Genomic DNA, 25,362 nt, shown 5'->3' with positions numbered 1-25,362 from the left:
TTAAAATCAAATATTAATGAGCATCTGCCGGTATTTCTACCTTTTTCTTTTTAAAGCCTTGCAGTAACACAAACGGAATACAGCAAAGCATGGCAATCCCAAGATATTGATAAGCATCTGTGAAGCCCATCAGCATTGCCTGCTTGTTAATGACTTTATCTATCGCATGTAAAGCCATTTCAGAAGCATCAGAATGAGAGAACCCTTTACCCATGAAGCTTGAAATATAATCCTGGGTTCTTTCCCAATAAGCAGATCCATATTCATTGACGTTTTCCAACAGATAATTCCTATGTTGTCCCTTTCCGATGTGAACAGATGTAGCCAGCCCTGCAATTCCGAAAGAGCCTCCCAATTGACGCATCATATTGTACAATCCGGCTCCCTGTCCGATTTCCGGACCTTTTAAGTCTTTAATAGCCAACGTAATCAAAGGCACAAATAAAAGTCCTATTCCAATCCCTCTGAAATAAAGAGGAAAGTAGAAGTCTGTATTTCCGGAAGATAAGGTCGCCTTGCTCATAATCATCGGGAAAATAAAGAAACAGAGGAATCCGGCGATCACAAATAGCTGTGGTGGAACTCCTTTTTTCAGAAGCTTTCCTACGGTTGGCATCAGGGCGATAGTAAAGATTTGTCCAGGAAGCAGCAGAAATCCTGTCTGTTGTGCCGAGAAACCTAATAAGCTCTGACAGAACTGTGGAAATATAAATACCGATCCATATAATCCAATTCCAAAGAGAAAAGATGTAACCATTCCCGCAGAAAAACTTCTGTATCGGAATAATTTAAGATTCACAACCGGATGTTCTGTTGTTGTTTCCCGCCAGATAAATAATAAAATACCAATCACCGAAGTCACACAAAGTACAGTAATATAATTGGTTGCGAACCAGTCTTTTTCTTCCCCTTTTTCAAGTACAGTCTGTAAACTTCCTACAGCAATGGTTAGCAACAGAATTCCCCACCAGTCAACAGGTTTTCCCGTACTTTCTTTGGGTGTTTCCCTCACATATTGATACGTAAGAATTGCAGCTAAAATTCCCAAAGGAAGATTGATATAAAATACCCACGGCCATGAAAAATGATCCGTAAGATATCCTCCTAAAGCAGGAGCTACAGTAGGCCCAACCACAGCACCAAAACCGAAAATCGCTGTTGCTGTACCTCTTTCTTCTGGTGGCCAGGTTTCTAGCAAAATAGCCTGCGCCGTAGAGATCAAACCACCACCGGCCAACCCTTGCAGAATTCTGAACGTGACTAGCTCTACCAGCGTATGGGAATTCCCACAAAGCATTGAAGCAATGGTAAAAACAATAATGGAAAATAAGAAGTAATTCTTTCTTCCAAAACGGCTTCCCAGCCATCCGGACATGGGTAAAATAATGACATTGGCAACAGCATAACCGGTAGAAACCCAGGCAACATCTTCTAATATGGCACCCATATTTCCCTGAATATGAGGGATAGCAACGTTCACAATGGTGGTATCTAAAAATTCAAGCATACATGACAATACCATCGTAAACGTGATCACCCATTTTCTAAATCCTTTCTCAGCCATCATGTTGAGTTATTTAGTTAATACGCTTACCTCCACATTCATCCCCGGACGAATCTTCTTAAGGAGCTTCGGAGTAGCGTTAATTTTTATTTTTACAGGAATACGCTGTACAACCTTCACGAAGTTACCTGTCGCGTTATCAGGAGGTAACAAAGACATTTTTGCTCCTGTAGTCCCTGCAAAATTGTGTACAACGCCTTGTATAGGTTCGTTAGGGTAAGCATCAACAATAATTTCTGCTTTTTGCCCTGCGCGGATGTGCTGCATCTGGGTTTCTTTGAAATTAGCGGTTACATACAGATTATTTTCGTCTACAACGGCAAATAACGTTTGTCCGGCCTGAAGCAATTGACCCATTTGTACACGACGTTTCGTAACAATTCCTGAAACAGGAGCTTTAATAGTAGTGTAGGAGAGAAGCAGTTTAGCATAATCTACATCTGCCTGTTGCTGGCCTGTTGCTGTATTCGTTACAACCAATTCGGATTGGCTGTTTCCAATCTGAGCAACAGCCGTTTTGTACTGTTCCTCCGCAGATTGTAGGGCAGCTTCAGCAATTTGGCGCTCTGCTTTAGCCTTATCAAAAGTCTGCTGCGGAATAGATCCGTTTTTAATTAAAGCTGCATAGCGTTCATAATCCTGATTGGCCTGCCATAACTTAGCTTTAGCTTCATCAACTTTAGCTTTATATCCTAATGATGCAGAATGAGTAGTTGAAACCTGAGTTTGAGAAACTCCTATTTTTGAACCTGCTGTTTTTTGAGCTGCAATGGCCTGTTCCAGCTTCAGACGATATTCGTGGTCTTCCAATTTAACCAGAACCTGTCCTTTGCTGACACGTTGATTGTCCTCAAACCCAATAGAATCGATATAGCCGCCTACACGGGTTACCACAGCGCTGAGGTCACCGTCTATCTGTGCATCATCTGTATCTTCATGGGATTGATGGTAAAAGTATTGTTTAATTCCGAAGATGCTTCCTGCGACAATCACGACCAGGAGAATGACGGGAACAATGTATTTTTTTTGTTTTGAAGGAGTAACTTCCATAGTATTGTTAGTGTTCATAGTTGTTATTATTGAGTAATTGTTGAAATTTTTCCGGAAACTTTCAGGAGATGATACCAAGCCACAGAAGCATCAGCACGGGCAATTTCTAAATCGGTAAGTGCCTGATAAAGCTTAGCATTTGCATCAATACGGTCTGTAACAGTGGTTACATTATTTTTGTAACGGTCTGCCTGCATACGGTTATTTTCTGTAGCCTCTTCAATAGAGGAGTGAAGAAGATTGACCTTGTTTAATGATCTGATATACAATTGATAAGCTTGATTAACTTCTGTTCGGATTTTATCAGACCAGATATTCTTTTCTATTGAAGTCTGCTTCTGATTGATTTGAATTTCAGCCAGTTTGTTCTTGTTTAGCCATAAAGTGGAAAAATCCCATGAAACGGTTGCTCCTAAAGAAAATGGAGCGATAAAAGTTCCGTTGGAAGGAATAAAAGTAGAACCTGCATGATTATATCCCATTCCTGCACCTACAGATAATTTAGGTAACTCATCAGCTTTCAGAGCTTTAAATGAAAAAATCTGAACTTTTGATTGAAGGGTATTTTGCTCAAGCTCTTTTCTTTGAGAAAAAGCCATATCAAGATATTCTTCCAATGAAAAAGGAGTTTCTTCTTTTAAAAGCACCGAATCTGTCTGCAGGTCAAGGCTGTCCGGAAGTCCGAGAAGGACATTCATATTATAGCATACGATTTTGCGGTTAGCCTCAAGGTCTGAAGCTGTAATCTCAATTCCGGATCTTTGAAGTTTAAATCGTAAGACATCGTTTTTAGTTACAATGCCATGACGGTAAAACTGTTCCGCTTGTTGAATAAGGTTATCAACTGCTGTGAGATTCTGCTGTACAATTTTTTGGCTTTGAGAAATTTTGTACAGGTCAAAATACATTTGAACCGCAGTGTAAATTACCTCATCCTCAGTAAGATTCACATTGGATTTCGCAATTTCAGAAAGGAGGAGAGTGGACTGCCTTGCATACTTCAGTTTAAAACCATTGAAAACAGTTTCGTTAAGAGAAGCATTTCCTACATAGGATTCGGCTCTTTTAGGGAGTACCCAGTCAAGAGATCCCAGTTTGATATGGTTGGCGATATTTTCAGTATGAGAAAATGTTCCGCTGACGCTTCCCGTGGGAAGAGACTGATCTTTGGTCTGGTTGTATTTATTAATGGCGAGATCTACAGAAGCCCTTTTCAGTTTCAGGGCATTGCTGTTTGAAAGTGCCATTTCTACCGTTTGATTTAAGGTAAGCAAACGGATTTGTGCATTTCCGGGAATACTCAATGCTGTGCTAAAGCATAGTAAGAGTGATTTCCAGAGAAGTGGATTGATTAATGTTTTCATTTGTTGTAAGACATAGCTCCGCCAGGCAGGCGTTGAGCTTGCTTTAAGAGGTTAGTTATGATAAATAAGATTTAGTGTGTTTCGTGATTGTAAGGAAGAACCAATACTGGAGTAGTAGAGTGACGGATGATATACTCTGCGGTACTGCCACTGATGAGGTGATCTAATCCGGTTCTTCCATGGGTACCTACAATTAATAGGTCTGCGCTGTTGTCAGCCATAAATTGAATGATCTGTTCCTGCGGATCACCATTAAGGATGGTGGTTGAATGTTCTACCAAACTAAATTTTTCGGTAACTTGTTTAATTCTAGCCATTTGCTTTTCCATAGAGTCATCATCTTCGATAGAAGTATTGGCTAGTGAGGCATTGAGAATGGCGGTATTATTTCTTACGAACAGGAGCTTTACTGTAGCATTAAAAAAGACGGCCAGTTCAAAGCCCCGGGAAGCAATTCGTGGAGAAAAGATACTTTCATCCAGGGCAATGATAATAGATTGAATGTTCATAGTTTATATTTAAATCGTGTTGCAAAATTCCTTTATCCGGGGAATAAAAACTTTGACCTGGGTTAAAAAACGATCCTATGATGACTGTTTTTTATGCAATCCAGCCTGATTTTCCGATTCACCGGCCTTCCAATAAGATACAGCATGCAGAGCACGGGGATCAAGAGAGGGATCAGCTTTGAAATAATCACGAAGTTCTTTTACCGTAGAATATTCTGCAGCAACATATACATATTTTCTTTGTTCATCTTCAGGAAATTTAAACTGTTTGGCAGCTTCTGCAAGTTGACTTCCTTTTTCCGGTGTTGGATTATAAAGCCATTCAATATCTACATTGGCAGCAGAGCAGGAGAGTATTTCATCGTCTTTTCCGAATGTTTCCATCAGTACTTTAACGTTTACTCCTTCAGGCAGCTGTTCAACAATCGCACAGATAACGGGTAGGGCAGTGGCATCACCTACTAACAGATAAGAATCGGCTTCAGGAACTAAAGGTCTTGTGCTTTCTTTCATTCCTATGCCTAAAAAATCGCCTTCCTGAGCATGTAATGCCCATGCTGATGCAGGTCCATTGTCTCCGTGTGCTACGAAATCAATGCTTAGCTCTCTATTTTCAAGATCAATTTTTCGGTTGGTATAGGTTCTTACGATTTCTTGTGTATCTGTTTCATCTGTAGGGATAAATATCTTGTTATTTGAACCAGATTTTACATGAGTGAGCATTTCTGCCTGATTGTCATTAATATTGAAAATAACCCTGATGAAATGGGGGGTAATATACTCTTTATGTTTCACATGAAACACTGAACGTATTTTTTTTGTTTCTGTTGAGTTCATTGTGATTGAATTTTATTGTAAAATATTTTCTTTTAGTAAGTTATAGGAAGGATGCATTTGACGGTATTTGATAATATTTTCTATAGAAAAGATCATAAAATCGTATTTTAATGCAAATACTGCAATCTGTGGGAATCTGTACATCGTTCAGTTATTTTAATATGGCAATGCAAAGTTGGACACACGGGAAATGAAAAACTTTGACTTAGGTTAAAAAAGTAAGATCACTCCTAATTTTTATATTCTAATGTTTCCATTTCATGACAAACGGTAGTGGCCCAAAAGTCTAATTCCCACTCTTTTTTGCGGACCACTTCAAGTGAATATTCACCTTTGTAATAGTTTTTAATCAGTTCCTTCCTTTGAAATTCAATAAGCTGAAGTTCTATATTGAAATAAGTTTTTCTCCATTCTTTGCGGTCTGTAGGTTCAGTTTGATAAAGTTCTGTTTCTTCTTTTTTTAATTTTTCAATCATCCCGGAAATAATACCTTCACTGATGAAAGGGTCTTCTTTCTTATCTTCCAGAAAGGAAAGGGATTGATTAATTAAAAGAGTATTCAGTTCTTTTTCACTCTTTTCCTCTTCTTCAGCAGGTTTTATAAGCTTTATCAGATGAGGCAGGGTAAAACCTTGAATGAGTAAAGTGAGAATGATCACCACAAATGTGATGAATAGAATAGTGCTTCTTTGAGCGATCAAAACTCCGTCTTCATCCTGCAAGGGCATTGCGAGTGCCGCGGCTAATGAAACAACACCCCGCATTCCGGACCATGATAAAATAATATATTCCTTTTTGGCTTGTGAAAAAAATCCTGTTTCTTTTTTTGCTTTATCTGCTGAAAATAAGGGAAATGTAAAGATGACAAATAGCCTTACAATGATAAGAATACCAAAAATGAGAAGGCCATACAGCATTAAAATTAGCAGTTCAGTATGAGGAATATCTGCAATAATCTGAGGAAGCTGCATTCCCAGAATCAGAAAGACTAAGCCGTTCAGAACAAATACAATAACGTCCCAGAAGTGGCTCATCTGTATTCTGCTGTTAGCACTGAAAAGAGAAAAAGAATTCCAGGACAGATACATTCCTAAAACTACAACAGCCAGCACTCCTGAACAGTCCAGATGTTCAGCTATGCTATAAGTAGCAAATGGCAGCAGAATAATCACAAAGGTTTCTGCATTACTGTTTCCATTCAAAAATCTGTGCAGCTTAAGAAAGACATATCCTATCACAAGGCCAACGATAATTCCACCTAAACTGATGGTAACGAATTGAAATCCGGCATTCCAGAAGGAAAAAGCCCCATTTATAATAGCAATTAATGCACATTTATAGGCAATAAGGGCTGATGCATCATTCAGAAGACTTTCCCCTTCAAGGATGGTTACCAGCTTTTTAGGCAAAGGAAGCCCCTTGGTAATGCAGGTCGCCGCTACAGCATCCGGTGGAGAGATAATTGCTCCTAAAATGAAAGCTAATGGCCATGAGAAACCGGGAATAATGCTGTGAGCAATGATGGCAATAATGGTTGTCGTAAGAAAGACTAATCCTACGGCAAGGAGTGATATTTTGGAGAATTCTTTTTTAAATTCAGGAATGGAAGTATTCCAGGCGGCATCAAACAAAATTGGCGGTAAAACGACATAAAAAATCATTTCCGGGCTCATATCTATAGAAGGAACCAATCTTGTAAGGCTCAAAATAAGACCAGCTGATAATAGTAAAAGGGGAAGAGCCAGTTTAAGCCTTTCTTTTACCGAAATAATAACGATGAGAATAATAGAGATCCAAATAATTTTTTCAAGTTCTGCCATGTGTTTCTTTATTGTGCTGCAAAATTATGGTGTTGAAAAAGGCAAAACTTTGATCTGAGTCAAAAAACGATAAGAGTCTTTATGAAATACAAAAGGGAAAGAACCGTGAACTTTTTTCCTGTTTTTTCCCGATATTTATCAAAATATTTAACGATGAAATTAAATTTTAAGAGAATTCTTCTGCCTTTAATGGTATTCTGTATGGTACTTGCACAAGCTCAAAAAAATACAGAAAATATTGATGGTGTATATAAAGGAAAAGGTGCCGTTTTTGTTCTCAATAAAAATAAAACATTTCTTATCATGGCTTATGCAACCCTGATAAAAGGAACGTGGAATGTTGAAAAAGACCTTCTTTATCTGAAGCCTAAAAACCCGGAAGATAAATTTTACGTGTATGCCCGCAAAAATCCTGATATAAAAGCAGGGATGCGGATTAATTTTTTAGGAGACGGTATTGGAAACAGTAATATTGTTGTTGGTGAATTTCCCAATAAGATGCAGACCCTTTTTAATGATGATGCCAATTGCCTGGATTATCCTAATGTTCATGTTTTTAAAGAAAAATGGTCTTCCGTTACCATGCTGGAAGAACAGAACGAAAAAAATTGGAAAACGGTAGATATTCCAAAGTTAATGTACAATTTTCCAACAGGAGATTATAACGATTTTATAGTACAACATATGCAGGATAGCCTGTACCACAATGACTTTGTTTTTAAAATTACCAAAAAAGGATTGGTGGATGCGAATAGAGGTTCAGAAGAAATTATTAAAAAAACAACTGTAAAAGAAGAGTTTTCCGATGAAAAAGAACTGGAATTTATGAATCAGGCTTTTGATATGGCCTTTGCTGCAGATTATAAATTAGTAAACAATGCCTACAACACCAATGATGATATGAATGGTAAAATAGATTTGAATTACTATAAATATAATAAAGTAAGAAATGTATACGTAAATTCTGCTGTACCAGCTAAGCAATTGGATTATAAAAGTAAAGATTACCATTATAATGATGTGCTGATGAAGTTTGACAGAATCACGGGAACTTCACAACCACAGGTTACCGTAAAAAAATTACCCAAACCTCTGTTTGTAGCCAATTGTGATAATTTGTAATACGATTAATTAAAATAAACCACCGGATTTTAGGTGGTTTGTTGATTTTCAGTAAATTAATTCTGTGTGCCTTATAATAGGTGAAAAACTTTTATACATGATTTTAATACGACGAGTTTTGGCGTTTACTTCTTCGATATTTGCATCAGGAAATTAAAGAAAAGGCCTAAGTATTAAAAAATCCTGGTGGATATCTTTTATCTGAAACCACCTTAAAAAATAAAGTTACAATTGAAGTATTCTGTTAAAACAGGACTCTTCAAATCTTAACCTTTATAAAACCAACACAAAATTAAAATGTCAACTAATAACAATGCGTCACAAACATTATTTAGATTTGTGAGCTTAAGAAACCCACAATTAACAGAAACAAAAAGAAGAAACTTAGGATTTATCCACAGACCACAAGGAGTAAAAGGAGTTTTTGATACTGCTATTACAGCAAGACTGAGCGGAGTAAAAAAATCGGATGTACTTCCTATGGTAGCTGCTGAATTTGCACCGTCGGCTTTTAAAACAGAAAAAGAAATTGAAACAGGTGAGTTTGGGCAGCTACTTATTATCGGCAGACAGATTGCCAAGAAAGAAAAACTAGATAGTTTTGGTTTAACAACCACGCAATTTTTCTATAAAGAACTGATTGATGTTAATAAAGAACTGAATGCCAGAGGCCTTGAAGTATTTGGGCTGCTTTGGAATAATCTTATCTATCAGGTAGTTACTCAGAAAGACTTTTATGTTAAAGAAGCAATCAGCCATGTACTGAAGGCTCTTCACTTTGGATTTGCCCAAAATATGAATATAGACAATGATGTCATTAAAGCCAATGGAGACAAAACACCTTTGGATAATGCGTTGGACGGAAGGCTTGTTATGCCGAGAGTCTTATTTGTAGAAGATGATGCTTCAAATCCGGGAATTGTGTTAACTTCCAAGGGGGTAATTGGCCAAAAGTCACTTGGTCTTCCAGTCAAAGATATTGAGAGAATAAAAGCCAATGCAGAGAAAGATCTGCAACTCACTCAATCTTTATTGAGAAAACAAAAAATGGAAACCCTGAATGCTGAACTGAAAATATTACAGGAAAACAACTATGCATCCAGTAGCAAAGCTTATCAGTCTGCATATGAAGATTATAAAAGAAGATATCAGGAGCAATTTACTGAAATTGAAAAAACGATCAGTGCTATTGAGATTATAAAAGAACAGAAAGGGTCTGAAGAAGAGCTACAGAGATTATACAACCGCTTAAAAGAATTACAGTCCGGAATGACTCCATTTAATTTTGAAGGCGGAAATGGTCTTAATGTTTATGATCTTCAGGCAAAGCTGACTCTGGATTCTTTTGATCTGTTTATGGAATTATGTTCGGATAAGAGTGCTGGAGAAATCAGACTTCCTGAGTTTCCAATGGATGGTACTTATAAAGTCATTTCTGAAACTGAATTGGAGGTAGGAAAACAGGTTCTTAGAGTTGACGACCGTTTCCAGTCCTATAGTGACGTAGTTTCCCATATTCAGAATCAAATTGCCAGTACAGAACAGACTGCCATTGAAAATGGAACCAATGAACAGGCACAGTATGCCAATATCGGGGGAGCTCTTGTTCCCGTAATAAATTCTCTTCAAAGAACACACTTGGCCTATAGTTTATATGCACAGTCTTACAGAAGTATGTTCACCAGCTCCCGAACATTTATAAATTTTGCCTTTGAAGTAGAAGATAATTCATGGAACGTAGCCAATGCAAAAGTAACATTGGAATCAAATACAGGAATCTATGAAGAATCATTCAATAATATCAATGTTATTAACGGAATGGTAAGCTTTCCGGCAATGATGACAGGTAGATACAGCCTCATTTCAAAAATAAGGATTAATGTTTATTTTGAAAATGGAAGAGAAGGTTATCTTGAATTGTCAAATGTACCTGCCAATCAGTTTTTGACAGGAATGCTTACTCTGAAAAGAACAATTAATGGAGCCGGAAATGAAGATCTGACAGGTGGAAATGCTAAAAGGAAAAATTTCGGAATCAAAAGATTAGGAGTTGCAGACTATCTTAAAGTGGTACAGAGCGTACATGCCTATGTGCCGGGTGAGGTTTCCAATATTGAAAACGTAATGGCCAGCGAGCTAAGGCATAAATCTTCTGTTTCCAGAGATTATTCCGAAGTTACTGATACTACAAGTGCATCTCAGGAGATGGAAAAAACATCCGATACAGGTAAAACCTCAAGAACAGATATGCAGACTGAGGTTGCAAGGGAATTGGAAAGACAGCAGAATATCAACGCCCATGCAAGGTATAGCTTTGATGGGATCACCAATAAATTTGAGATTGGAGCAGATTATGCCAATAACACTGCTAGACATGACAGCGCAAGACAGGCCGTGATGAAATCTCAGGAGATTACTGAAAAGGCAATGGAAAAAGTGCTTACAAAAATCTCTGAAGAAAGGATTCAGAAAATTATCAAAGAATATACAGAAACCAATGTTCATGAATTTGATAACAGAGGGAGAATTATTAATCCTACAGGCACTACAATTGATAATGTAAATAGTGGACCTCAGCATATTACGGGAGTATACAGATGGGTAGATAAAAAGATGAAAAATCAAATCTACAATTATGGTAAACGTACGATGTTTGAGTTTATGGTTCCGGAGCCAGCAAAGCTGCACCGTTTGTCTCTGGCTGTTTCAAAAGGACAGTTACTTACAGCACCTATAGATCCAAGAAAAGCAGATAAACCTTATAATATGGCCAATGCGAAAGTTGCAACCAAAGAGCTTTTACAATATTGGGCAGATAAATATGGAGTACAGCTTACTGATCTTCCTAAAGAAGAAATTGAAGTATATCAGAATATTCAAGGAAGACCAGGTACCAGTGGTACTTTTGGAGCTATAGGAACGCAAATCAATATTACGCCGGATTATGTTGCCAAGAAAATGTCATTGCAATTTCATGCAACAAGAAGCTTTTTCGTTTATCCCAGCGCACTTATTGTAAGTAATGGTAAAGGTGGAGAAAGAGGTATTATTTCATTTGACAGCCCGTATCAGAGAACCTGGGTTGAAGATGGATTAAACCTTGAAGGAACTTTCAATTTCCTTTATAGAGGTCAAAATATCAGAGAAGTAACTTTTAATGTGACTTTAGCTTGTAAGCTTTCTGATGCCTTTATGGATAATGGTATTTGGAGAATTTTAATGCAATTATTGCCGCCTATGAAACTGCTTATCAGAAATTTGTTGAAGATCAGGCAAAATTAGATGCTGAACAGAAAAAGAAAGAGGATGAAGGTAAAGAAAAGACCAGCAACTTCTACAGATATATGGAGCATGATGTGCTGAAACACAACTGTGTAGCTTATTTACTGCAGGATTATTTAGAAGTATTAGGGCAGGATTTTACAAGCGGGGATAAAATGGAAAATTTCAAAGTAAATCTTGGAGAAAACCTTGACAAATATACCGCATTGGCTAAATTCATGGAACAGGCTTTTGAATGGGATATTATGGATTATACCTTCTATCCGTATTATTGGGCAAACCGCAAGATGTGGCAGGAGATGTACCTGAGTGAAAGTGTAGATCCTTTGTTCAGAAGTTTCTTACAGGCAGGTATGGCCAGAGTTATTGTAACCGTAAAACCAGGTTTTGAAGACGCCGTTCAGTTTTTCCTTACAACAGGTAAAATCTGGAATGGTGGGGAAGTTCCTGTTATTGGAGATCCAATGTATATGAGTATTGTAGACGAGATGCGCCAGCCAATTGGAAAACCACAAGGAAAATACTGGATAACAAGAGTTCCGACTACTTTAACAATTCTTCAGGACAAATCAACAGGATTGCCGGTAGATCAGCCACTTCCGTTCTTCGTAGAAAACAATCCGGAAAACTGTGAAAACCCTTCAGAACTTGAAACCAAAACAAGTTTTGACCAAAGGGATATTCAGTTATTCCGATCGGATAAAACAGAAAGTACATTACCTAAAGATTAATAATAATTTAGAAATTAAGCGGATTTTTTCCGCTTAGTTTCTTTTAAAACCTAAAGAAATGAAAAATAAAGTGACTGCATTAAGACTGCCAAAGAATACTTCTGGAGATAACAATATGAAGGTAAAGGCTTTGAGGTTGCATAAAACTGCAATGCCTATGGCAGATAAACTTGTTGAAATACGTAAAGCATATGAAGCGTTTCTGTTCTATGAAACGGATGGACATTACAGTACTGTATATTTGGTTTGTTTAATGTTAGGAATGGATAGAAAGTTAGCCCTGGCTCTTGCTACGGCAACCGAGGCTCCCGATACAACAATACATGATGATACAAAATTTGAGCTAAATGATACTTGGGGGCACTTATTTGGGCCACAACAGGATATTCACTCTCTTACAGGTGGCTTTCATGGCATTGAAGAGTTTTTTACTGCGGTTAAATTTTTATATACCCCCAATGAAGATATCAAAGAATTAGGGGAGTTGTTACACCGTTTTGGAGATACCTATGCCCATACCAAAATAAACAATCTAAAACCAGATGATATAAAGATGGATATTGATTTAAAGGATGCAGATGATGCTACTATTAAGAAATATATCGAAGCCTGGAAGGTTGTTGGACCTGAACAAAATTTAAAAAGTAAAGTTGAACCTTGGGTAAAGTTTTTTACCTATTATATGGATAAGTATGGGGTTGAATTTTTAGAAAATGAATCTAAACAAAAAGAGATATTTAAAGGAGAAACACTCAAAGAAATATTAAGAGCAATATACCTGCCTAAGGGAACTTCTGATTTTGTAATGTATGGTAGAAATGGATTTACATTACAACATGCTACAACTGACGATGGATATCCTGATAAGATTTATCTCCGCCCTCAATGGTATTTTATTTATGTACAAAATTTAGCTTGGATTATTGCCACAAAATTTAGCTTGGATTATTCAAAATTGAATTTATCTTTGTTTAATAATATGTTGAACTTTCTTCAGAAACATCAGGATAAAAAACCTTCTATGAAGGGAATTATTGATTTTGAAATCTCAAGATTTCTCAATAAGAGAGTATTCTATGTTCCTGTTTTTTATGCATCAGGAGATAGAATATTAGCCTCTGTTGATGCTAGTATAACAAATTATAAGGAGGTTGCAAATGGAGTTGTTGAACTTTCCCAAAAATATATGGCTGATAATGGGGTGTCGCCTGAAAGAATAAAAGTAGAAGAAGTATATAATGTTAGTTATATTAATACCCATGAACCAATTCAAAAAATAGAATTAATAGCTTATAAAATAACATTCTAAATTAAAATTATGACTACTTTAATTATTTTGATGATTATCTTAATTGTTTTAATAATAATCAATCAAAATCGTTTTGGCATTTATTTATTAAATTATTTTTTAGGAATAATTCTGATGATCATTATTAATAGCTTTAAATATGAGGGAATTGATCATGGACAAGGAGGAGGGACCCTTATACTTATGTCTGAAATTTTCTATTTTTCAATGTTCTTTATTGGATCATTGTCTTACCTATTTCTAAGTAAAGAAAATTCAAAAGCAGGATATTTTGCCGTTCCACTTTGTATTTACTTATTAGGAACGGGTTATATGTTCTTCATAAGAGAATACTATCTTTCCGTAAGCCTGTTTATTGCGTTTTTTCCAACGCATATATATTCTTATTTTAAATTAAGAAAATTAGGAAAGCTTAATAATTAATTTACTTTGTGAAGATAGAATATTGGATGTTTTTCAAAATTTTATTTAACCCTTTTTATTAATGGTTCAATTTCTAGAGTATTTAAAAGGTATTAGTAATTTCATTATGTTTTGTTTCCTTAAAATCATTTTCTAAATCATTTTTTCTATAGGAAAATATCAGCATAACTGTCAGATTTTTAAAATAGTATATTAGTTATATTTACCTCAAAAACACACCATGCTGATCAAAATTTATGGCAGTGCCATTCATGGCGTTGCAGCCCAAACGATAACCATTGAAGTAAATGTGGATACCGGCGGAGTAGGGTACCATTTAGTAGGACTTCCTGATAATGCCATTAAAGAAAGTAGTTACAGGATTTCTGCTGCATTGAAAAATGTAGGATATAAAATTCCCGGGAAGAAAATTACCATTAATATGGCTCCTGCAGACCTGAGAAAAGAAGGCTCTGCTTATGATCTGAGTATAGCGATTGGGATTCTGACTGCTTCAGATCAGATTCTGGCTGAAGAAATTCAGAATTATATTATTATGGGAGAACTGTCATTGGATGGTAGTTTACAACCCATTAAAGGCGTTTTGCCTATAGCAATTCAGGCGAGGGAAGAGGGTTTTAAAGGAATTATTCTGCCTATTCAAAATGCCCGGGAAGCTGCTATTGTTAGTGATCTTGATGTATACGGAGTGGAAAATATAAGGCAGGTTATTGATTTTTTTAATGAAGATAAGGCCATTGAGAAGGTTATTTTGGATACCAAAAAGGAATTCCATGAAAGAGTCAATGATTTCCCGTTTGATTTCTCAGAAGTTAAAGGGCAGGAAACTGCTAAAAGAGCTATGGAAGTTGCCGCTGCTGGTGGACACAATATTATTCTTATAGGTCCGCCGGGAAGCGGAAAAACGATGTTGGCCAAAAGAGTTCCTAGTATTTTACCTCCATTAACCTTGAAAGAGGCTCTGGAAACTACAAAAATACATTCCGTAGCAGGAAAAATAGGAACAGAAGCTTCATTAATGACTGTTCGTCCTTTCAGATCCCCACATCACACCATTTCAGACGTTGCACTTGTTGGAGGTGGAAGTTATCCTCAACCGGGAGAAATTTCACTGGCCCATAATGGTGTTTTATTCCTTGATGAAATGCCGGAATTTAAAAGAACAGTGCTTGAAGTGATGAGACAACCTTTGGAAGATAGGGAAGTGACTATTTCAAGAGCACGGTTCACTGTTAATTATCCCGCAAGTTTTATGCTGGTTGCTTCAATGAATCCAAGTCCAAGTGGGTTTTTTCCAGATGATCCCAATAATACTTCCTCGGTTTATGAAATGCAGAGGTATATGAATAAGCTTTCCGGGCCTCTTTTAGATAGGATTGATATCCATATCGAAGTTCAGAAAGTAGAATTTGAACAGCTTTCAGAAAAAAGGAAAGGGGAGAAAAGCAAAGACATCCGGGAACGCGTCCTGAAAGCGAGAGAAATTCAGAATGAACGATACAGAAATCTTAATATCAGCAGCAATGCTCAGATTGGACCAAAGGAAATTGAAGCATTCTGCGAACTGGATGAAATATCATTTAACCTGATTAAACTGGCTATGGAAAAGTTGAATCTTTCAGCCAGAGCTTATGACAGAATTCTTAAAGTAGCTCGCACCATTGCTGATCTTGAAGAATCTGAAAAAATACTTTCTCATCATATTTCTGAAGCCATACAATACAGAAGCTTAGATCGGGAATTCTGGAATGCTTAGTGCTATTCATATAAATAAATAATAAAACCCAGACAGAGTGTTGTCTGGGCTTGTTAATTTCTGTTGTCAATTTAATTTACAGTAACTTTTATTACGTTTTGTGCTGCAGGGACAGGATATTGGGCTCCCACCTTTGAAATAACTTTTGTTTCACTTTGTGGGGTTCCACCAAATAAAGCCTGATGATTTCCAGCCCCGGGATATTGGTCTATTCCTGTACCGGAATCAAATAAAGCAGTTTTTGAGCTGAGATCGCCTTTTACAGTAGCATCAATGCCAACTTCATTCGCGAAAAACCAATCATTGGAAAAACCAAACATGGTAACATAAGCAATTTTATCACCCGGATCTGCCTTGAAGCTGGTCATAACTTTACTTCCTGGTGAAACAGGCGCATTTCCGGCCACATAAATCCCTTTTACACCAGGGAAAGATTTTAAACTGTTTTGCAACTTGTTTACATTTCCAAACTGTGCAATTTCCTTTAATCCCATTCCGTTATCTGTTTTTCCCAATTCATAGATTGGATTTTTATCCCCACGATAAATTACCACTAAAGCAGGAGAAAGCCCTGTCATAATTCCCGTATTGGCATTTAGTTTTGTTTTCATTTTATCAATATTTCCCATTTGGGCAATATCCGTAATCTCAGGGTTGGATAAAGAGTTGGGGGTAAAGAACGGAGTACTGTTCAGCAGCTGAGAACCATTGTAATTGGAAACAGCCCAAACTCCGGGAGAAAAAGGTGTTTCATTGGCTGTTCCGCCAGATGTGTTGGAGATGGTTAATGTAAACTCCGATGATATCTCATTATAATCAAGATTAAGTTTCATCAGTTTTGTAGCATCCACGTTAGGAACCATAGTGATAGGTTTGCTTTCCGTCTGTCCGGATATATTATCCTTTGTTCCGTTATCCCAGAGCAATACACTGGAAGAAACATCTCCGGTAATGGCTTTCCCATTGGTATCAAATAGCTTGATGCCCGGTTGCTGAGAAGCAAAGAACCAATCCTTTGAAAGGCCATACATCGTAGCAAACATTAATGCCTGTGCTTTTCCTGCACTGAATCTGATGGATACGGATTGTCCGGGTAATATGACTGGCATTGCTCCGGTTCCCTGAAAGCTCCCACTTTGTACAAAATCTTTAGGAGTAATAACGTTTTCAAAGGTGATGGTTCTCTGAGAAGACAGGTCCATCATGTTATTGTCCGAATCATTGCAGGATAAAAGGGAGAATGTTGTTATAATTCCCGCCGCCACTGTTGCCATTTTAAAAAAGGTCTTTTTCATAAGAGTGATTTTTTTAAGTTGTAGTTGAAAGTATAGTCGGGCACTATTTAAAATCCTGACAAAAAAAGATCAAATATTTTTAAAATGATGAAATTCAGTTGATTTTAGGAGATATTGCTTTGTATAAATAATACGTCAAGTTTTGACGCAGCATATAAATATTTTTGTCTTAGAGTAAAGAGAAACGTATAATTAAAGAGCAGGAAATGAATAATTTTATGGTATTAGCTAAAGATTTTGTAGCCAATGAAAGTGTAGTGATAGACCTTAAATCAACCGGATTAAAAAGTACACTGAATTCATTGATTTTTCAGAATCAAAAAGGACAGTATGCTCAATTTCTATGGCAATCTGGCAGTATAGAGAATAAAGGCTACTTTAAAGAGATGATGAACGATCTTGGTGTAAAGGTAGCCCATTATGATGGATTTTTAACTGTTACCAACGGGGGAGGAATGCAGTATTTGGAAGCAGAAATAAAGGTATAATTAAAGAATGTTATATTCCCTTTTTTCCTTCCAGAATCATCTGAACCATTTTAATTTTTCTGTTTTCTCTTGTTTCAGGCTTTTTTGCTTCCTCAATCCAGCGGATATATTCCTTTTTGTGGGTATAGCTCATTTTATCAAATAAGATCTTTGCCTCGGGACTTTCATTGAAGATCAAGCTGATGTCATCTGCAATCTCAACAATTCTTTCTTCTTTATCTTCAATAAGGGAAATGATAACCTCATCTCCAAAGGTCTTTCCGAGTTGCTTTCTGACTTCCTGAGTCAATCCTAAAATATGACAGTCAGATTTCATTTTAACAAGGCTGCCGCGATATTCAACTTTGTCGTCAAACAGAGCTTTAATTTTAACCTGTCCCCTTTTGTTAAATAGTTCTTCTGCTGAGAAAGGAAATTCTACAAAAGCAGCATTCATTTCTCCATTTTGTTTAATGGTAGCGGTGAATAATATAGGATTGGAACTCATATTTTTTATTTTATATTCAAAAATAAAAAAACCGTGAAAAATTACTTTCACGGTTTCAAAAATATATCAGATAAGATTATTTTTTCTTTGTTTTCTTAGGCATTGTTGTAGTACCTGAGTTTTTAGTTTTTGTATCAGCTGGAGTGTTTGCATCTCTTACAAGCTTTAATTCATCAACTAATCTTCTTGCACCAGCAAACTTATCAATTGTCCAAAGAACGAAACGAACGTCTACGTTGATTGTTTTCTGCCATTCAGGCTCGAATACGATATCACCGCTTAGTGCTTCGCTGTTTCCGTCAAAAGCAATACCAATAAGGTTTCCGTCTCCGTCAATTACTGGGGAACCAGAGTTTCCACCCGTAATGTCATTATTAGAAAGGAAGTTTACTGGCATGAAGCCTTTTGCATCAGCATACTGACCGAAATCTTTAAGGTTGTAAAGGTCAATTACTCTTTGAGGTAAATCGAATTCTTCATCACCTTTCTTGTATTTTCCAACAAGACCGGACATATCTGTATAGTAGTTATCAGTAACACCAAAGTAGTTTCTGTCTTCTCTGATAGGAAGTTTATCTACAGTACCATAAGTTAATCTCATAGTAGAGTTTGCGTCTGGATAGAACTTCTTCTCAGGCATTGCTTTTACTAAACCAGCTAAGAATAGACGGCTGTTTTTTGCAAAGTTGTCATCTACTTTAACGTATTTTTCAGTACTCATTTTCTGATCTGCAACAATACCGTTTGCTGCTTTCCAAAGCGGATCAGCATCAAGCTTTAATGCATCCGGATTCAATAAGAAGTTCGTAGCAGAAGTTTTGTTAGCGAAAATAGAAGAGTAAGCCAGGTTAGAAATTGCTTTAGCATCTAATCCTAAGATCGTAGCAGAAGCAACCTCCTTGTTTACTCTTGCCTGGTAAAGGCTGGTCATTGAACCAAGCATATCTCCTTCTAATGAAGGACTGAAGTTTTCGTAAGCAGCTTTAATAGCAGCTTCTGTTTTAGCTTTCATAGCTAATCTTCCCTGCATATCCTGAGCAGCGTAAGTTTTTAAAACAGAACCTAGTTGTAAAGCAAGGGAAATATATTTAGCATTTCTGGTGAACTGAGTAGCGTAGTTTCTTTCAACATTTCTGTCAGAAGTTTGTTTGTAGTATACGCTAATATCATCTAGAATACCATCATACGAAGTATTTCCTGGTTGAGCTGCCCACACTTTGAATTTGTCTTCAATAGCTTTCTTATCAGTGATGGTTCCGTTTTTCATTACTGCATCAATAGTTCCCTGTCTGTTTTTCCAGTAGTTCGCTACAGAAGCATATTGAGAAGCATAGTTAAGCTGAGTAGCTTTATCTTTATCCATGTACTTCTTCATTACATCCATTGCAGTTTTAGAAGCTTCAACCCAAGCCGGATAGTCTTTGTTTACCATCTGCTGAATTCCGTAAGAAGTCAAATAACGGTTGGTTCTTCCAGGGTATCCAAGGATCATTGAGAAATCACCTGGCTTCACTCCTTTAAGAGAAACCGGTAAGAAATGCTTAGGTTTCATTGGAACGTTGCTTGGAGAGTATTCAGCAGGATTTCCTGCAGCATCAGCATATACTCTGAAAACAGTGAAGTCAGCAGTATGTCTTGGCCACTCCCAGTTATCAGTATCACCACCGAATTTTCCTAATGATGAAGGTGGAGCACCAACTAATCTTACGTCTTTATAATCTTGGTATACGAAATAGTAGAATTCATTTCCGTTAAAGAAATCTTTTACTACTACAGTGTATTTTCCGTTTTCAGAGTTTTCTGTTTGAATTGCTTTCGTTTCAGCATCAATAACAGCTTTTCTCTCTGCTCCGGTCATATTGTTATTTAACTTAGACGTGATTCTTTGAGTAGCATCATCCATTCTTACTAAAAATCTTACATAAAGATCTTTTGCGTTGAATTCGTCTTTCTGTTTCATGGCCCAGAAACCATTCTTCAGATAATCTTTTTCAGGAGTAGAAGCAGCAGCTACAGCTCCATAACCACAGTGGTGGTTTGTAAATAAAAGTCCTTTATCAGAAACAATCTCCCCAGTACAGAAACCACCAAAACTTACGATAGCGTCTTTTAAGCTGGAATTGTTAACTGAATAAATTTCTTCAGGCGTAAGATGTAGACCCTCTTTTTGCATATCAACACCGTTAAGTCTTTTGATGAGCATAAGCAGCCACATCCCCTCATCCGCCCTCATCTGAGCAAAGCCCAGTAAGAAAGTGAATAGTAGAAATAGTCTTTTCATTTTATAAAATAATTTTTGTGTCGCTAATTTACTAATTTTTATGAGATTCTGTCCCGGATTGGTACGAAAATGGGATGATAATCAGCATGAAAAAAATATTATTTCCCCTTTTTGCTGTTTTATTCTTAGGCCTTGTTTTCAGTTGTTCTTCAGTACCGGATAAAAACCCAAGTATTCAAAGACAATGGATGCTGGTTTCTTTAGATGGTTTTTCTAAAGATCAGCTGATTGCTCATAAAGCTGAAATTAATCTGACCGGAAAGCTGGAAAAGGGTAAGATTCAGGGGAGTGCATACATGGGGTGTAACCAAATGTCTTTTACTTCCGAATTTAAAAATGATGGAACTCTTAAAGTTTCTCAGGGAGTAAGCACCATGAAAGCCTGTCAGGATATGGCTCTGGAAAGCTCTTTTCAGAAGAAATTTGAAACCATGACAAAATATTCTGTAGAGGGACATTTTCTTACATTATCCGACAATCAGGGAAACACAATGAAGTTTGTAGCTGCTGATTGGGATTAATAGTCTCCACTATGAAATATAAAAAGTCCGCTCATGAGCGGACTTCTTTTGTTTGAAAAATCTAGTTTGGTTATCAGTCTTTGGGATTATTAGTTTTTTGAGGGTATTAGTTTTTAGGGATTGTCTTTTTTATTTCTTCTAAAGTTGCAGTATTAGGGAGTCCTATAATTGTTTTTGTGTTCCTAGAATGTATGGTATTGTGAGATGCCTGTCTGTTGGGAATTGTTCTTTTTATTTCTTCCAGTGTTGCTGTGCTAGGGAGCATTTGTCCTGATGTATTAGCAGCTTTAGGTTTTTGTTCCTGTTTTTTTACTTTCAGTCCCTGGTCAGAAGTCAGTCCTGTATGAACCGTTTGCTTTTCTATATTTTCTTTAGCTTCCTGCATCAGTTTAGCTTCCTGCTCTTTAATCTGTTTTAAAGCAAGGGGCTGATCTTCCACAGGAGCAACCTGTTTATTTTCCTGAGCATAGATAATGGTGCTTAAGAGTAATAATGGGATGATATATACTGTTTTCATAACGGTTTATTTTATGTTGACTAATACTTGAATTTTTCCAATTTCTTTTTGATCATAATCCTGAAGTGCCTTTCCAATGACCTGTCCAATTTTCACTTTTTTAAGATCAGCTTTCATGGCAATCCCTACTTGAGATGAAGTAACCAGAAGATCTCCTCTTTTTATTTTTCCATTTTGAAGACATACTTTGGTTGGGATGACTCCAATAACACCCATCGGAACTTTATTGGAAATATCTGTATCAATATGCTCTTCTGTTAAAAGAACTCCAGGTTTGGTTGCATATACTCCAGCAACAAGATTAGAATAAGGTTTTGAAGATCTTTCTACAGTTCGGTCAGCATTGGTTGAAATGACCAGTATATCACCAGGTTCATATTCTGAAATACTTCCGTGTACATCAAATGCTTCTGCAACGTCCGCACCACTGTTTTGGGTGCCTCCATTGAAGAATCCTTTCCCTGTATTGTCTATACGGGCAACATTTACAGTGCCTGGGTTTCCAGATTTGAATACGGCAATAGAACCGGTACTGTGGGTTTCCGCTGTAAGTGCCGGATTGGTATTTCCTGTATTAAAATTTACAAATCTTGCAGCACGTCCATTACTGAAGTTAGGGACCCATGCATAAATAGCTGATCCCGTTCCGTCTACGGTAGTTTCAACACCATCCCCGCCATTTGCTGCATTAGCCGTAATAGCATTTCCATTTCCGTCCGCAATAGCTACTATAGCAGGGCCGTTTCCGGAAGGATTACTTGAGTGAAATAAACCAGCAAATCCACCTGTTCCGGAAGAAATACCGTAAATTCCGGCCGTTCCAAAGTTGGAAAATATAGAATTTACTTCTCCTTTTACAGCAGGTGAGGTTCCTTGTGTTTTATCAACTTTGAAATTTCCTGCTATACCATTTCCTACCGTTTTCACTGTTACTACATCATTTGTATTATTTTCGTTGAAGATTTCAAATCTTCCCGCTCTTCCGGTTGCAAAAGAAGGAACCCATGCATAAAGTGCGTTTCCTGCACCATCAATATTGGTTTCAACGCCATTTCCATCTTTTCCTGCATTGGCTGTGATCGCATTTCCGTTACCATCAGTTAATGCAATGAGTGATGCTCCGTTTCCGGAAGGATTTGATGCATAGAATAATCCGGCACGTCCTCCTGTGCCTGAAGAAACACCAAAGACAGCTGCAGCACCAAAGTTTCCGAAGATCGTATTAACTTCTCCTCTTACAGCTGCACCAACACTATTGTTATTGTCGAGTACAAAAGAAGCAGCATTTCCTTTGGTGTTATCAGGAATATTTCCATTGCCGTTAGACTGTACTTCAAAAGTATTCGCGTCAGTATTTGTTTGATTAAAATTTTCAAATCGCCCTGCCCGTCCAGTACTGTTATTTAACCCTACCTGTCCATAAACACCAATACCTGTTCCTGTTGTACTGGTTGCTATAAATCCTCTTACACCATATCCACCACCATCATTTCGTCCTACTACAGCACCTGCAATATCACTGGTGGTTCTACCCACAACAGCTTCACCCGCTCCGGTATTATCACCTACAATACCGGCAGAAGATTGAGATGAGGTGCTTCCATGTACTGCAAAACCGGCTCCTGTAGAGCTATTTACCCCGGCACCGTTTCCTGATGTGGTAACATTTACAACAGTTCCGTTTCCTACAGTGGATACGCTGAGGGCATTGTTATTATTCGCATTATTGAAGATAGATATACTTGCCGGGATTCCATTATTACTGGTTGCTGTTAGCCCGGTACCTGTATTACTGTTAGCATATACACCGGTTCCGTTAGCACTGGAATTTCCATATACCCCCAAGCCATTAGGCGTTACTCCATATACACCCCAGCCACTTCCTGCCTGACTTCCCCAGACACCAATACCTAAACCGCCAGTTCCATTATTGATCCCACGAACAGCAGAGGAAAATCCACCAGGAGCTGTATTGCTTACAATCCCTCTGACTGCTGCGATACTCGAGGTGGTAGTATTGTTCACTCCTTCTAATGAAGTGCCGTCTCCATCGTTTATTAATGAAAATAGAGTAGAAGGATTATTTACAGTATTGGTATACGGAATAGCAAAGCTGCCCCCACCACCGCCTGCGGATTTTGCATACATGGCATAAGGAACACTTAATAGTTGGCTGGTTCCTGCTATGGTATAATTCGTTCCGCCTGAAGGGTCAGTTTCTGTTTTTAAATAATAATTTCCCAAGGTCCAGTCAATAGAAGAAAAAACTCCTGATAATACTGTTCCTGTCCCTATTTCCATACTGATAAGACCGTTAGCATTTGTGTTTCCGGTAAGTCTTTCAGAGTAGACAAGTGTGCCGGCAGGAGATCCTTGTAATAAGCTTACTTTGATTGCGATTCCCTGATTGGCTAGCAGCTGCCCAGATCCGTTTCTCACAACTGCCTGATAACTCATTTTTTCGGGAGCCTGTGAAAGCCCCATAAAGAGGCCGGACAGAATCCAGAACATTGATAATATTTTTTTCATGTTAATTATTTTTTGATGATTTTAAAAGTTTTTATGTTTTCTCCATGCTGATTAATTCTGATGATATACATGGCAGAAGGGATATCTGAAAAATTAAGTTCAGATTTTGATTCTAAGATCATGTCTTTTCGGATTAATTTACCCTGGGCATCAAATAGCTGATATTCCGCCCCTTTGAAATTATTGGTAGTAAAATCAAGGTACAGATAATCTTTGAATGGGTTGGGGTATAGTAGAATATCCTTTAGATCAGATGTCGCTGCTTCACGAGTGGTTAATGCAGTAATTTCATAAGGCTGTTGAACGCCTTCCAGAACCAGATCTCCAGTTCCTTTATAAAGATAGGTTATTTGCCCGACGCTATAGGAAACTGAGCCACTGCCATCTGAAGCATCCATTCCCGTTGCCAGAATTGCAGATTGGGCTTTCAGGCATAAGAAGGAAAAGGCAAACAAGATGAGAGAATAAATAGATGTTTTTTTCATGGATAACGGTTTTTAAGGTGATGAATTCAAGTTTTTCCATAAGAAAATTGGGAAGACTAAATTACTACCTATCATGACCCGATAACCGGAAAATAGACCAACGACAGAAATAATCGACCAATGGCGTTTTGTGAATTATTGTTGGAATTTAAGGCTCAAAGAAAGACAGATTATTTTTATATGTTCTGCCGATGGGAAGCTTAATATGATGGATGAGCTCTATTTCATGACAGCTTTTTCCACGGATAAGATGTTTGGGAACAGCATAACTTCTGTGTATTCTCACAAAAGAATCAAAAAAACTTTTATGCAGAAGATTACCCAAGGAATCAAGAATACAGTGCTTTTTTTCAAGAGTGATGATTCGGGTGTAATCCTTGAGAGCTTCCAGGTAAAGAATATCAGATTTTCTGATCTGAGAAATGTTTCCACTTTCTTTGATCTTGATAAACTCTTGTCCCAGTATAGCATCATAGCACTCACATTTTTCCTTTATTTTGAAAAAATCGAGAAGTCTCTGCATAGAATAATGAAAACGTTCTGAAGTGAGGGGTTTGGTAATAAAATCCAGCGTATTGATCTCAAAAACACAGGCCGCAAGTTCCGGATGTGAGCTTACAAAGATACAGGCAGGAATTTTATGGGCTAATTTGCGAAACTCCAAACCACTCATACCTTTTAGGTTGGTTTCGGTGATGAGGAGGTCAATGGGAAGTTCGAGATAAGGAATTGCCTTTTCAGCCGAATCAAAAGAAGCGACAATTTCTATATTCTCATACTGTTTAATATAATGCTGAAGAACCAGCCTGTCCAGTTCATCATCATCAATAATCATACATCTAATATGGGTAATCATGATCTTCTGGATATTAATTTTTAAGTTAAATGTTTAAAAATCAGAAAATTATTACATAAAGTTATTGATTTTTCACAAAACAATCTAGGATAATCTTAAATTTATATTAAAAAATGTTATTAACTAAAATTTGATT

General features: G+C 37.2%; 21 protein-coding genes. 8 read left to right on the top strand and 13 right to left on the bottom strand.

The features are described from left to right. Nucleotides 1-13 precede the first annotated feature (13 nt). The 6 genes from BOQ64_RS10345 to BOQ64_RS10320 form a co-directional block, all read right to left on the bottom strand. Nucleotides 14-1,567: a DHA2 family efflux MFS transporter permease subunit gene (locus BOQ64_RS10345; protein ID WP_228448303.1), complete on the bottom strand. Its 1,554-nt coding sequence runs from the start codon at nucleotides 1,565-1,567 to the stop codon at nucleotides 14-16. Between the two features lie 6 nt (nucleotides 1,568-1,573). After that, nucleotides 1,574-2,632 (bottom strand): HlyD family secretion protein, encoded by a 1,059-nt coding sequence (locus tag BOQ64_RS10340; protein ID WP_228448301.1) that lies wholly within the window; start codon nucleotides 2,630-2,632, stop codon nucleotides 1,574-1,576. Between the two features lie 8 nt (nucleotides 2,633-2,640). Then, nucleotides 2,641-3,978, bottom strand: coding sequence for a TolC family protein (locus tag BOQ64_RS10335; protein WP_129058007.1), 1,338 nt, complete (start codon nucleotides 3,976-3,978; stop codon nucleotides 2,641-2,643). A gap of 71 nt (nucleotides 3,979-4,049) precedes the next feature. Beyond that, entirely contained in the window at nucleotides 4,050-4,487 is a 438-nt protein-coding gene (locus tag BOQ64_RS10330; protein ID WP_129058006.1) for a universal stress protein, read from the bottom strand. A 75-nt stretch (nucleotides 4,488-4,562) separates the two neighbouring features. Beyond that, nucleotides 4,563-5,324, bottom strand: a complete 762-nt coding sequence (locus BOQ64_RS10325; protein WP_129058005.1) for a siderophore-interacting protein — start codon at nucleotides 5,322-5,324, stop codon at nucleotides 4,563-4,565. Nucleotides 5,325-5,554: 230 nt separating this feature from the next. Further along, nucleotides 5,555-7,144: a Na+/H+ antiporter gene (locus tag BOQ64_RS10320; RefSeq protein WP_129058004.1), complete on the bottom strand. Its 1,590-nt coding sequence runs from the start codon at nucleotides 7,142-7,144 to the stop codon at nucleotides 5,555-5,557. A 153-nt stretch (nucleotides 7,145-7,297) separates the two neighbouring features. On the opposite strand from BOQ64_RS10320, the gene BOQ64_RS10315 reads away from it, so the two are divergent. From BOQ64_RS10315 to BOQ64_RS10290, 6 genes are all read left to right on the top strand, one after another. Further along, nucleotides 7,298-8,266, top strand: coding sequence for a hypothetical protein (locus BOQ64_RS10315; protein ID WP_185147071.1), 969 nt, complete (start codon nucleotides 7,298-7,300; stop codon nucleotides 8,264-8,266). Between the two features lie 297 nt (nucleotides 8,267-8,563). Then, complete coding sequence (locus BOQ64_RS10310) at nucleotides 8,564-11,548, top strand: hypothetical protein (protein WP_129059708.1); 2,985 nt, start codon at nucleotides 8,564-8,566, stop codon at nucleotides 11,546-11,548. After that, nucleotides 11,473-12,279, top strand: a complete 807-nt coding sequence (locus BOQ64_RS10305; RefSeq protein WP_129059707.1) for a hypothetical protein — start codon at nucleotides 11,473-11,475, stop codon at nucleotides 12,277-12,279. The genes BOQ64_RS10310 and BOQ64_RS10305 overlap by 76 nt, the downstream gene beginning before the upstream one ends. A gap of 58 nt (nucleotides 12,280-12,337) precedes the next feature. Next, nucleotides 12,338-13,588 (top strand): hypothetical protein, encoded by a 1,251-nt coding sequence (locus BOQ64_RS10300; RefSeq protein WP_129058002.1) that lies wholly within the window; start codon nucleotides 12,338-12,340, stop codon nucleotides 13,586-13,588. A 9-nt stretch (nucleotides 13,589-13,597) separates the two neighbouring features. Then, on the top strand, nucleotides 13,598-14,011 hold the full coding sequence (locus BOQ64_RS10295; RefSeq protein WP_129058001.1) for a hypothetical protein: 414 nt from the start codon (nucleotides 13,598-13,600) through the stop codon (nucleotides 14,009-14,011). Between the two features lie 220 nt (nucleotides 14,012-14,231). After that, nucleotides 14,232-15,767 carry a YifB family Mg chelatase-like AAA ATPase gene (locus BOQ64_RS10290; RefSeq protein WP_129058000.1) on the top strand — a complete coding sequence of 512 codons (1,536 nt, stop codon included), beginning with the start codon at nucleotides 14,232-14,234 and terminating at the stop codon, nucleotides 15,765-15,767. A gap of 71 nt (nucleotides 15,768-15,838) precedes the next feature. Here BOQ64_RS10290 and BOQ64_RS10285 read toward each other — a convergent pair whose 3' ends face one another. Beyond that, nucleotides 15,839-17,062 (bottom strand): spondin domain-containing protein, encoded by a 1,224-nt coding sequence (locus BOQ64_RS10285; protein ID WP_129057999.1) that lies wholly within the window; start codon nucleotides 17,060-17,062, stop codon nucleotides 15,839-15,841. Between the two features lie 206 nt (nucleotides 17,063-17,268). On the opposite strand from BOQ64_RS10285, the gene BOQ64_RS10280 reads away from it, so the two are divergent. Then, on the top strand, nucleotides 17,269-17,550 hold the full coding sequence (locus tag BOQ64_RS10280) for a hypothetical protein (RefSeq protein WP_129057998.1): 282 nt from the start codon (nucleotides 17,269-17,271) through the stop codon (nucleotides 17,548-17,550). 10 nt (nucleotides 17,551-17,560) lie between these two features. Here the strand turns inward: BOQ64_RS10280 and BOQ64_RS10275 are convergent, their stop codons facing one another. Then, a complete protein-coding gene (locus BOQ64_RS10275) occupies nucleotides 17,561-18,037 on the bottom strand; it encodes a YdeI/OmpD-associated family protein (protein WP_129057997.1) in 477 nt (158 codons plus the stop codon). A 76-nt stretch (nucleotides 18,038-18,113) separates the two neighbouring features. Continuing rightward, nucleotides 18,114-20,318: a S46 family peptidase gene (locus BOQ64_RS10270; RefSeq protein WP_129057996.1), complete on the bottom strand. Its 2,205-nt coding sequence runs from the start codon at nucleotides 20,316-20,318 to the stop codon at nucleotides 18,114-18,116. An 86-nt stretch (nucleotides 20,319-20,404) separates the two neighbouring features. On the opposite strand from BOQ64_RS10270, the gene BOQ64_RS10265 reads away from it, so the two are divergent. After that, nucleotides 20,405-20,839 (top strand): META domain-containing protein, encoded by a 435-nt coding sequence (locus tag BOQ64_RS10265; RefSeq protein WP_129057995.1) that lies wholly within the window; start codon nucleotides 20,405-20,407, stop codon nucleotides 20,837-20,839. Nucleotides 20,840-20,945: 106 nt separating this feature from the next. On the opposite strand, the gene BOQ64_RS10260 is transcribed toward BOQ64_RS10265, so the two are convergent. The 4 genes from BOQ64_RS10260 to BOQ64_RS10245 form a co-directional block, all read right to left on the bottom strand. Then, on the bottom strand, nucleotides 20,946-21,356 hold the full coding sequence (locus BOQ64_RS10260) for a hypothetical protein (protein ID WP_129057994.1): 411 nt from the start codon (nucleotides 21,354-21,356) through the stop codon (nucleotides 20,946-20,948). Between the two features lie 6 nt (nucleotides 21,357-21,362). After that, a complete protein-coding gene (locus BOQ64_RS10255; protein ID WP_129057993.1) occupies nucleotides 21,363-23,885 on the bottom strand; it encodes a beta strand repeat-containing protein in 2,523 nt (840 codons plus the stop codon). A 5-nt stretch (nucleotides 23,886-23,890) separates the two neighbouring features. Further along, on the bottom strand, nucleotides 23,891-24,370 hold the full coding sequence (locus tag BOQ64_RS10250; protein WP_129057992.1) for a T9SS type A sorting domain-containing protein: 480 nt from the start codon (nucleotides 24,368-24,370) through the stop codon (nucleotides 23,891-23,893). 148 nt (nucleotides 24,371-24,518) lie between these two features. After that, on the bottom strand, nucleotides 24,519-25,226 hold the full coding sequence (locus BOQ64_RS10245) for a LytR/AlgR family response regulator transcription factor (protein ID WP_228448300.1): 708 nt from the start codon (nucleotides 25,224-25,226) through the stop codon (nucleotides 24,519-24,521). Nucleotides 25,227-25,362: the final 136 nt, after the last annotated feature.

It is taken from the genome of Chryseobacterium sp. CH25, from assembly GCF_004119455.1.
Lineage (GTDB): Bacteria > Bacteroidota > Bacteroidia > Flavobacteriales > Weeksellaceae > Chryseobacterium.
The sequence above is the reverse complement of the archived record's forward strand: the minus strand, read 5'-3'. Positions and strand labels throughout refer to the sequence as shown.

Coding starts and splice junctions, on each gene's coding strand:
- BOQ64_RS10275 (WP_129057997.1), bottom strand. CDS start 18,037: ATGAGTTCCAATCCTATATTATTCACCGCTACCATTAAACAAAATGGA.
- BOQ64_RS10245 (WP_228448300.1), bottom strand. CDS start 25,226: ATGATTACCCATATTAGATGTATGATTATTGATGATGATGAACTGGAC.
- BOQ64_RS10320 (WP_129058004.1), bottom strand. CDS start 7,144: ATGGCAGAACTTGAAAAAATTATTTGGATCTCTATTATTCTCATCGTT.
- BOQ64_RS10260 (WP_129057994.1), bottom strand. CDS start 21,356: ATGAAAACAGTATATATCATCCCATTATTACTCTTAAGCACCATTATC.
- BOQ64_RS10330 (WP_129058006.1), bottom strand. CDS start 4,487: ATGAACATTCAATCTATTATCATTGCCCTGGATGAAAGTATCTTTTCT.
- BOQ64_RS10300 (WP_129058002.1), top strand. CDS start 12,338: ATGAAAAATAAAGTGACTGCATTAAGACTGCCAAAGAATACTTCTGGA.
- BOQ64_RS10265 (WP_129057995.1), top strand. CDS start 20,405: ATGAAAAAAATATTATTTCCCCTTTTTGCTGTTTTATTCTTAGGCCTT.
- BOQ64_RS10285 (WP_129057999.1), bottom strand. CDS start 17,062: ATGAAAAAGACCTTTTTTAAAATGGCAACAGTGGCGGCGGGAATTATA.
- BOQ64_RS10315 (WP_185147071.1), top strand. CDS start 7,298: ATGAAATTAAATTTTAAGAGAATTCTTCTGCCTTTAATGGTATTCTGT.
- BOQ64_RS10310 (WP_129059708.1), top strand. CDS start 8,564: ATGTCAACTAATAACAATGCGTCACAAACATTATTTAGATTTGTGAGC.
- BOQ64_RS10290 (WP_129058000.1), top strand. CDS start 14,232: ATGCTGATCAAAATTTATGGCAGTGCCATTCATGGCGTTGCAGCCCAA.
- BOQ64_RS10280 (WP_129057998.1), top strand. CDS start 17,269: ATGAATAATTTTATGGTATTAGCTAAAGATTTTGTAGCCAATGAAAGT.
- BOQ64_RS10250 (WP_129057992.1), bottom strand. CDS start 24,370: ATGAAAAAAACATCTATTTATTCTCTCATCTTGTTTGCCTTTTCCTTC.
- BOQ64_RS10345 (WP_228448303.1), bottom strand. CDS start 1,567: ATGATGGCTGAGAAAGGATTTAGAAAATGGGTGATCACGTTTACGATG.
- BOQ64_RS10340 (WP_228448301.1), bottom strand. CDS start 2,632: ATGAACACTAACAATACTATGGAAGTTACTCCTTCAAAACAAAAAAAA.
- BOQ64_RS10255 (WP_129057993.1), bottom strand. CDS start 23,885: ATGAAAAAAATATTATCAATGTTCTGGATTCTGTCCGGCCTCTTTATG.
- BOQ64_RS10270 (WP_129057996.1), bottom strand. CDS start 20,318: ATGAAAAGACTATTTCTACTATTCACTTTCTTACTGGGCTTTGCTCAG.
- BOQ64_RS10325 (WP_129058005.1), bottom strand. CDS start 5,324: ATGAACTCAACAGAAACAAAAAAAATACGTTCAGTGTTTCATGTGAAA.
- BOQ64_RS10295 (WP_129058001.1), top strand. CDS start 13,598: ATGACTACTTTAATTATTTTGATGATTATCTTAATTGTTTTAATAATA.
- BOQ64_RS10335 (WP_129058007.1), bottom strand. CDS start 3,978: ATGAAAACATTAATCAATCCACTTCTCTGGAAATCACTCTTACTATGC.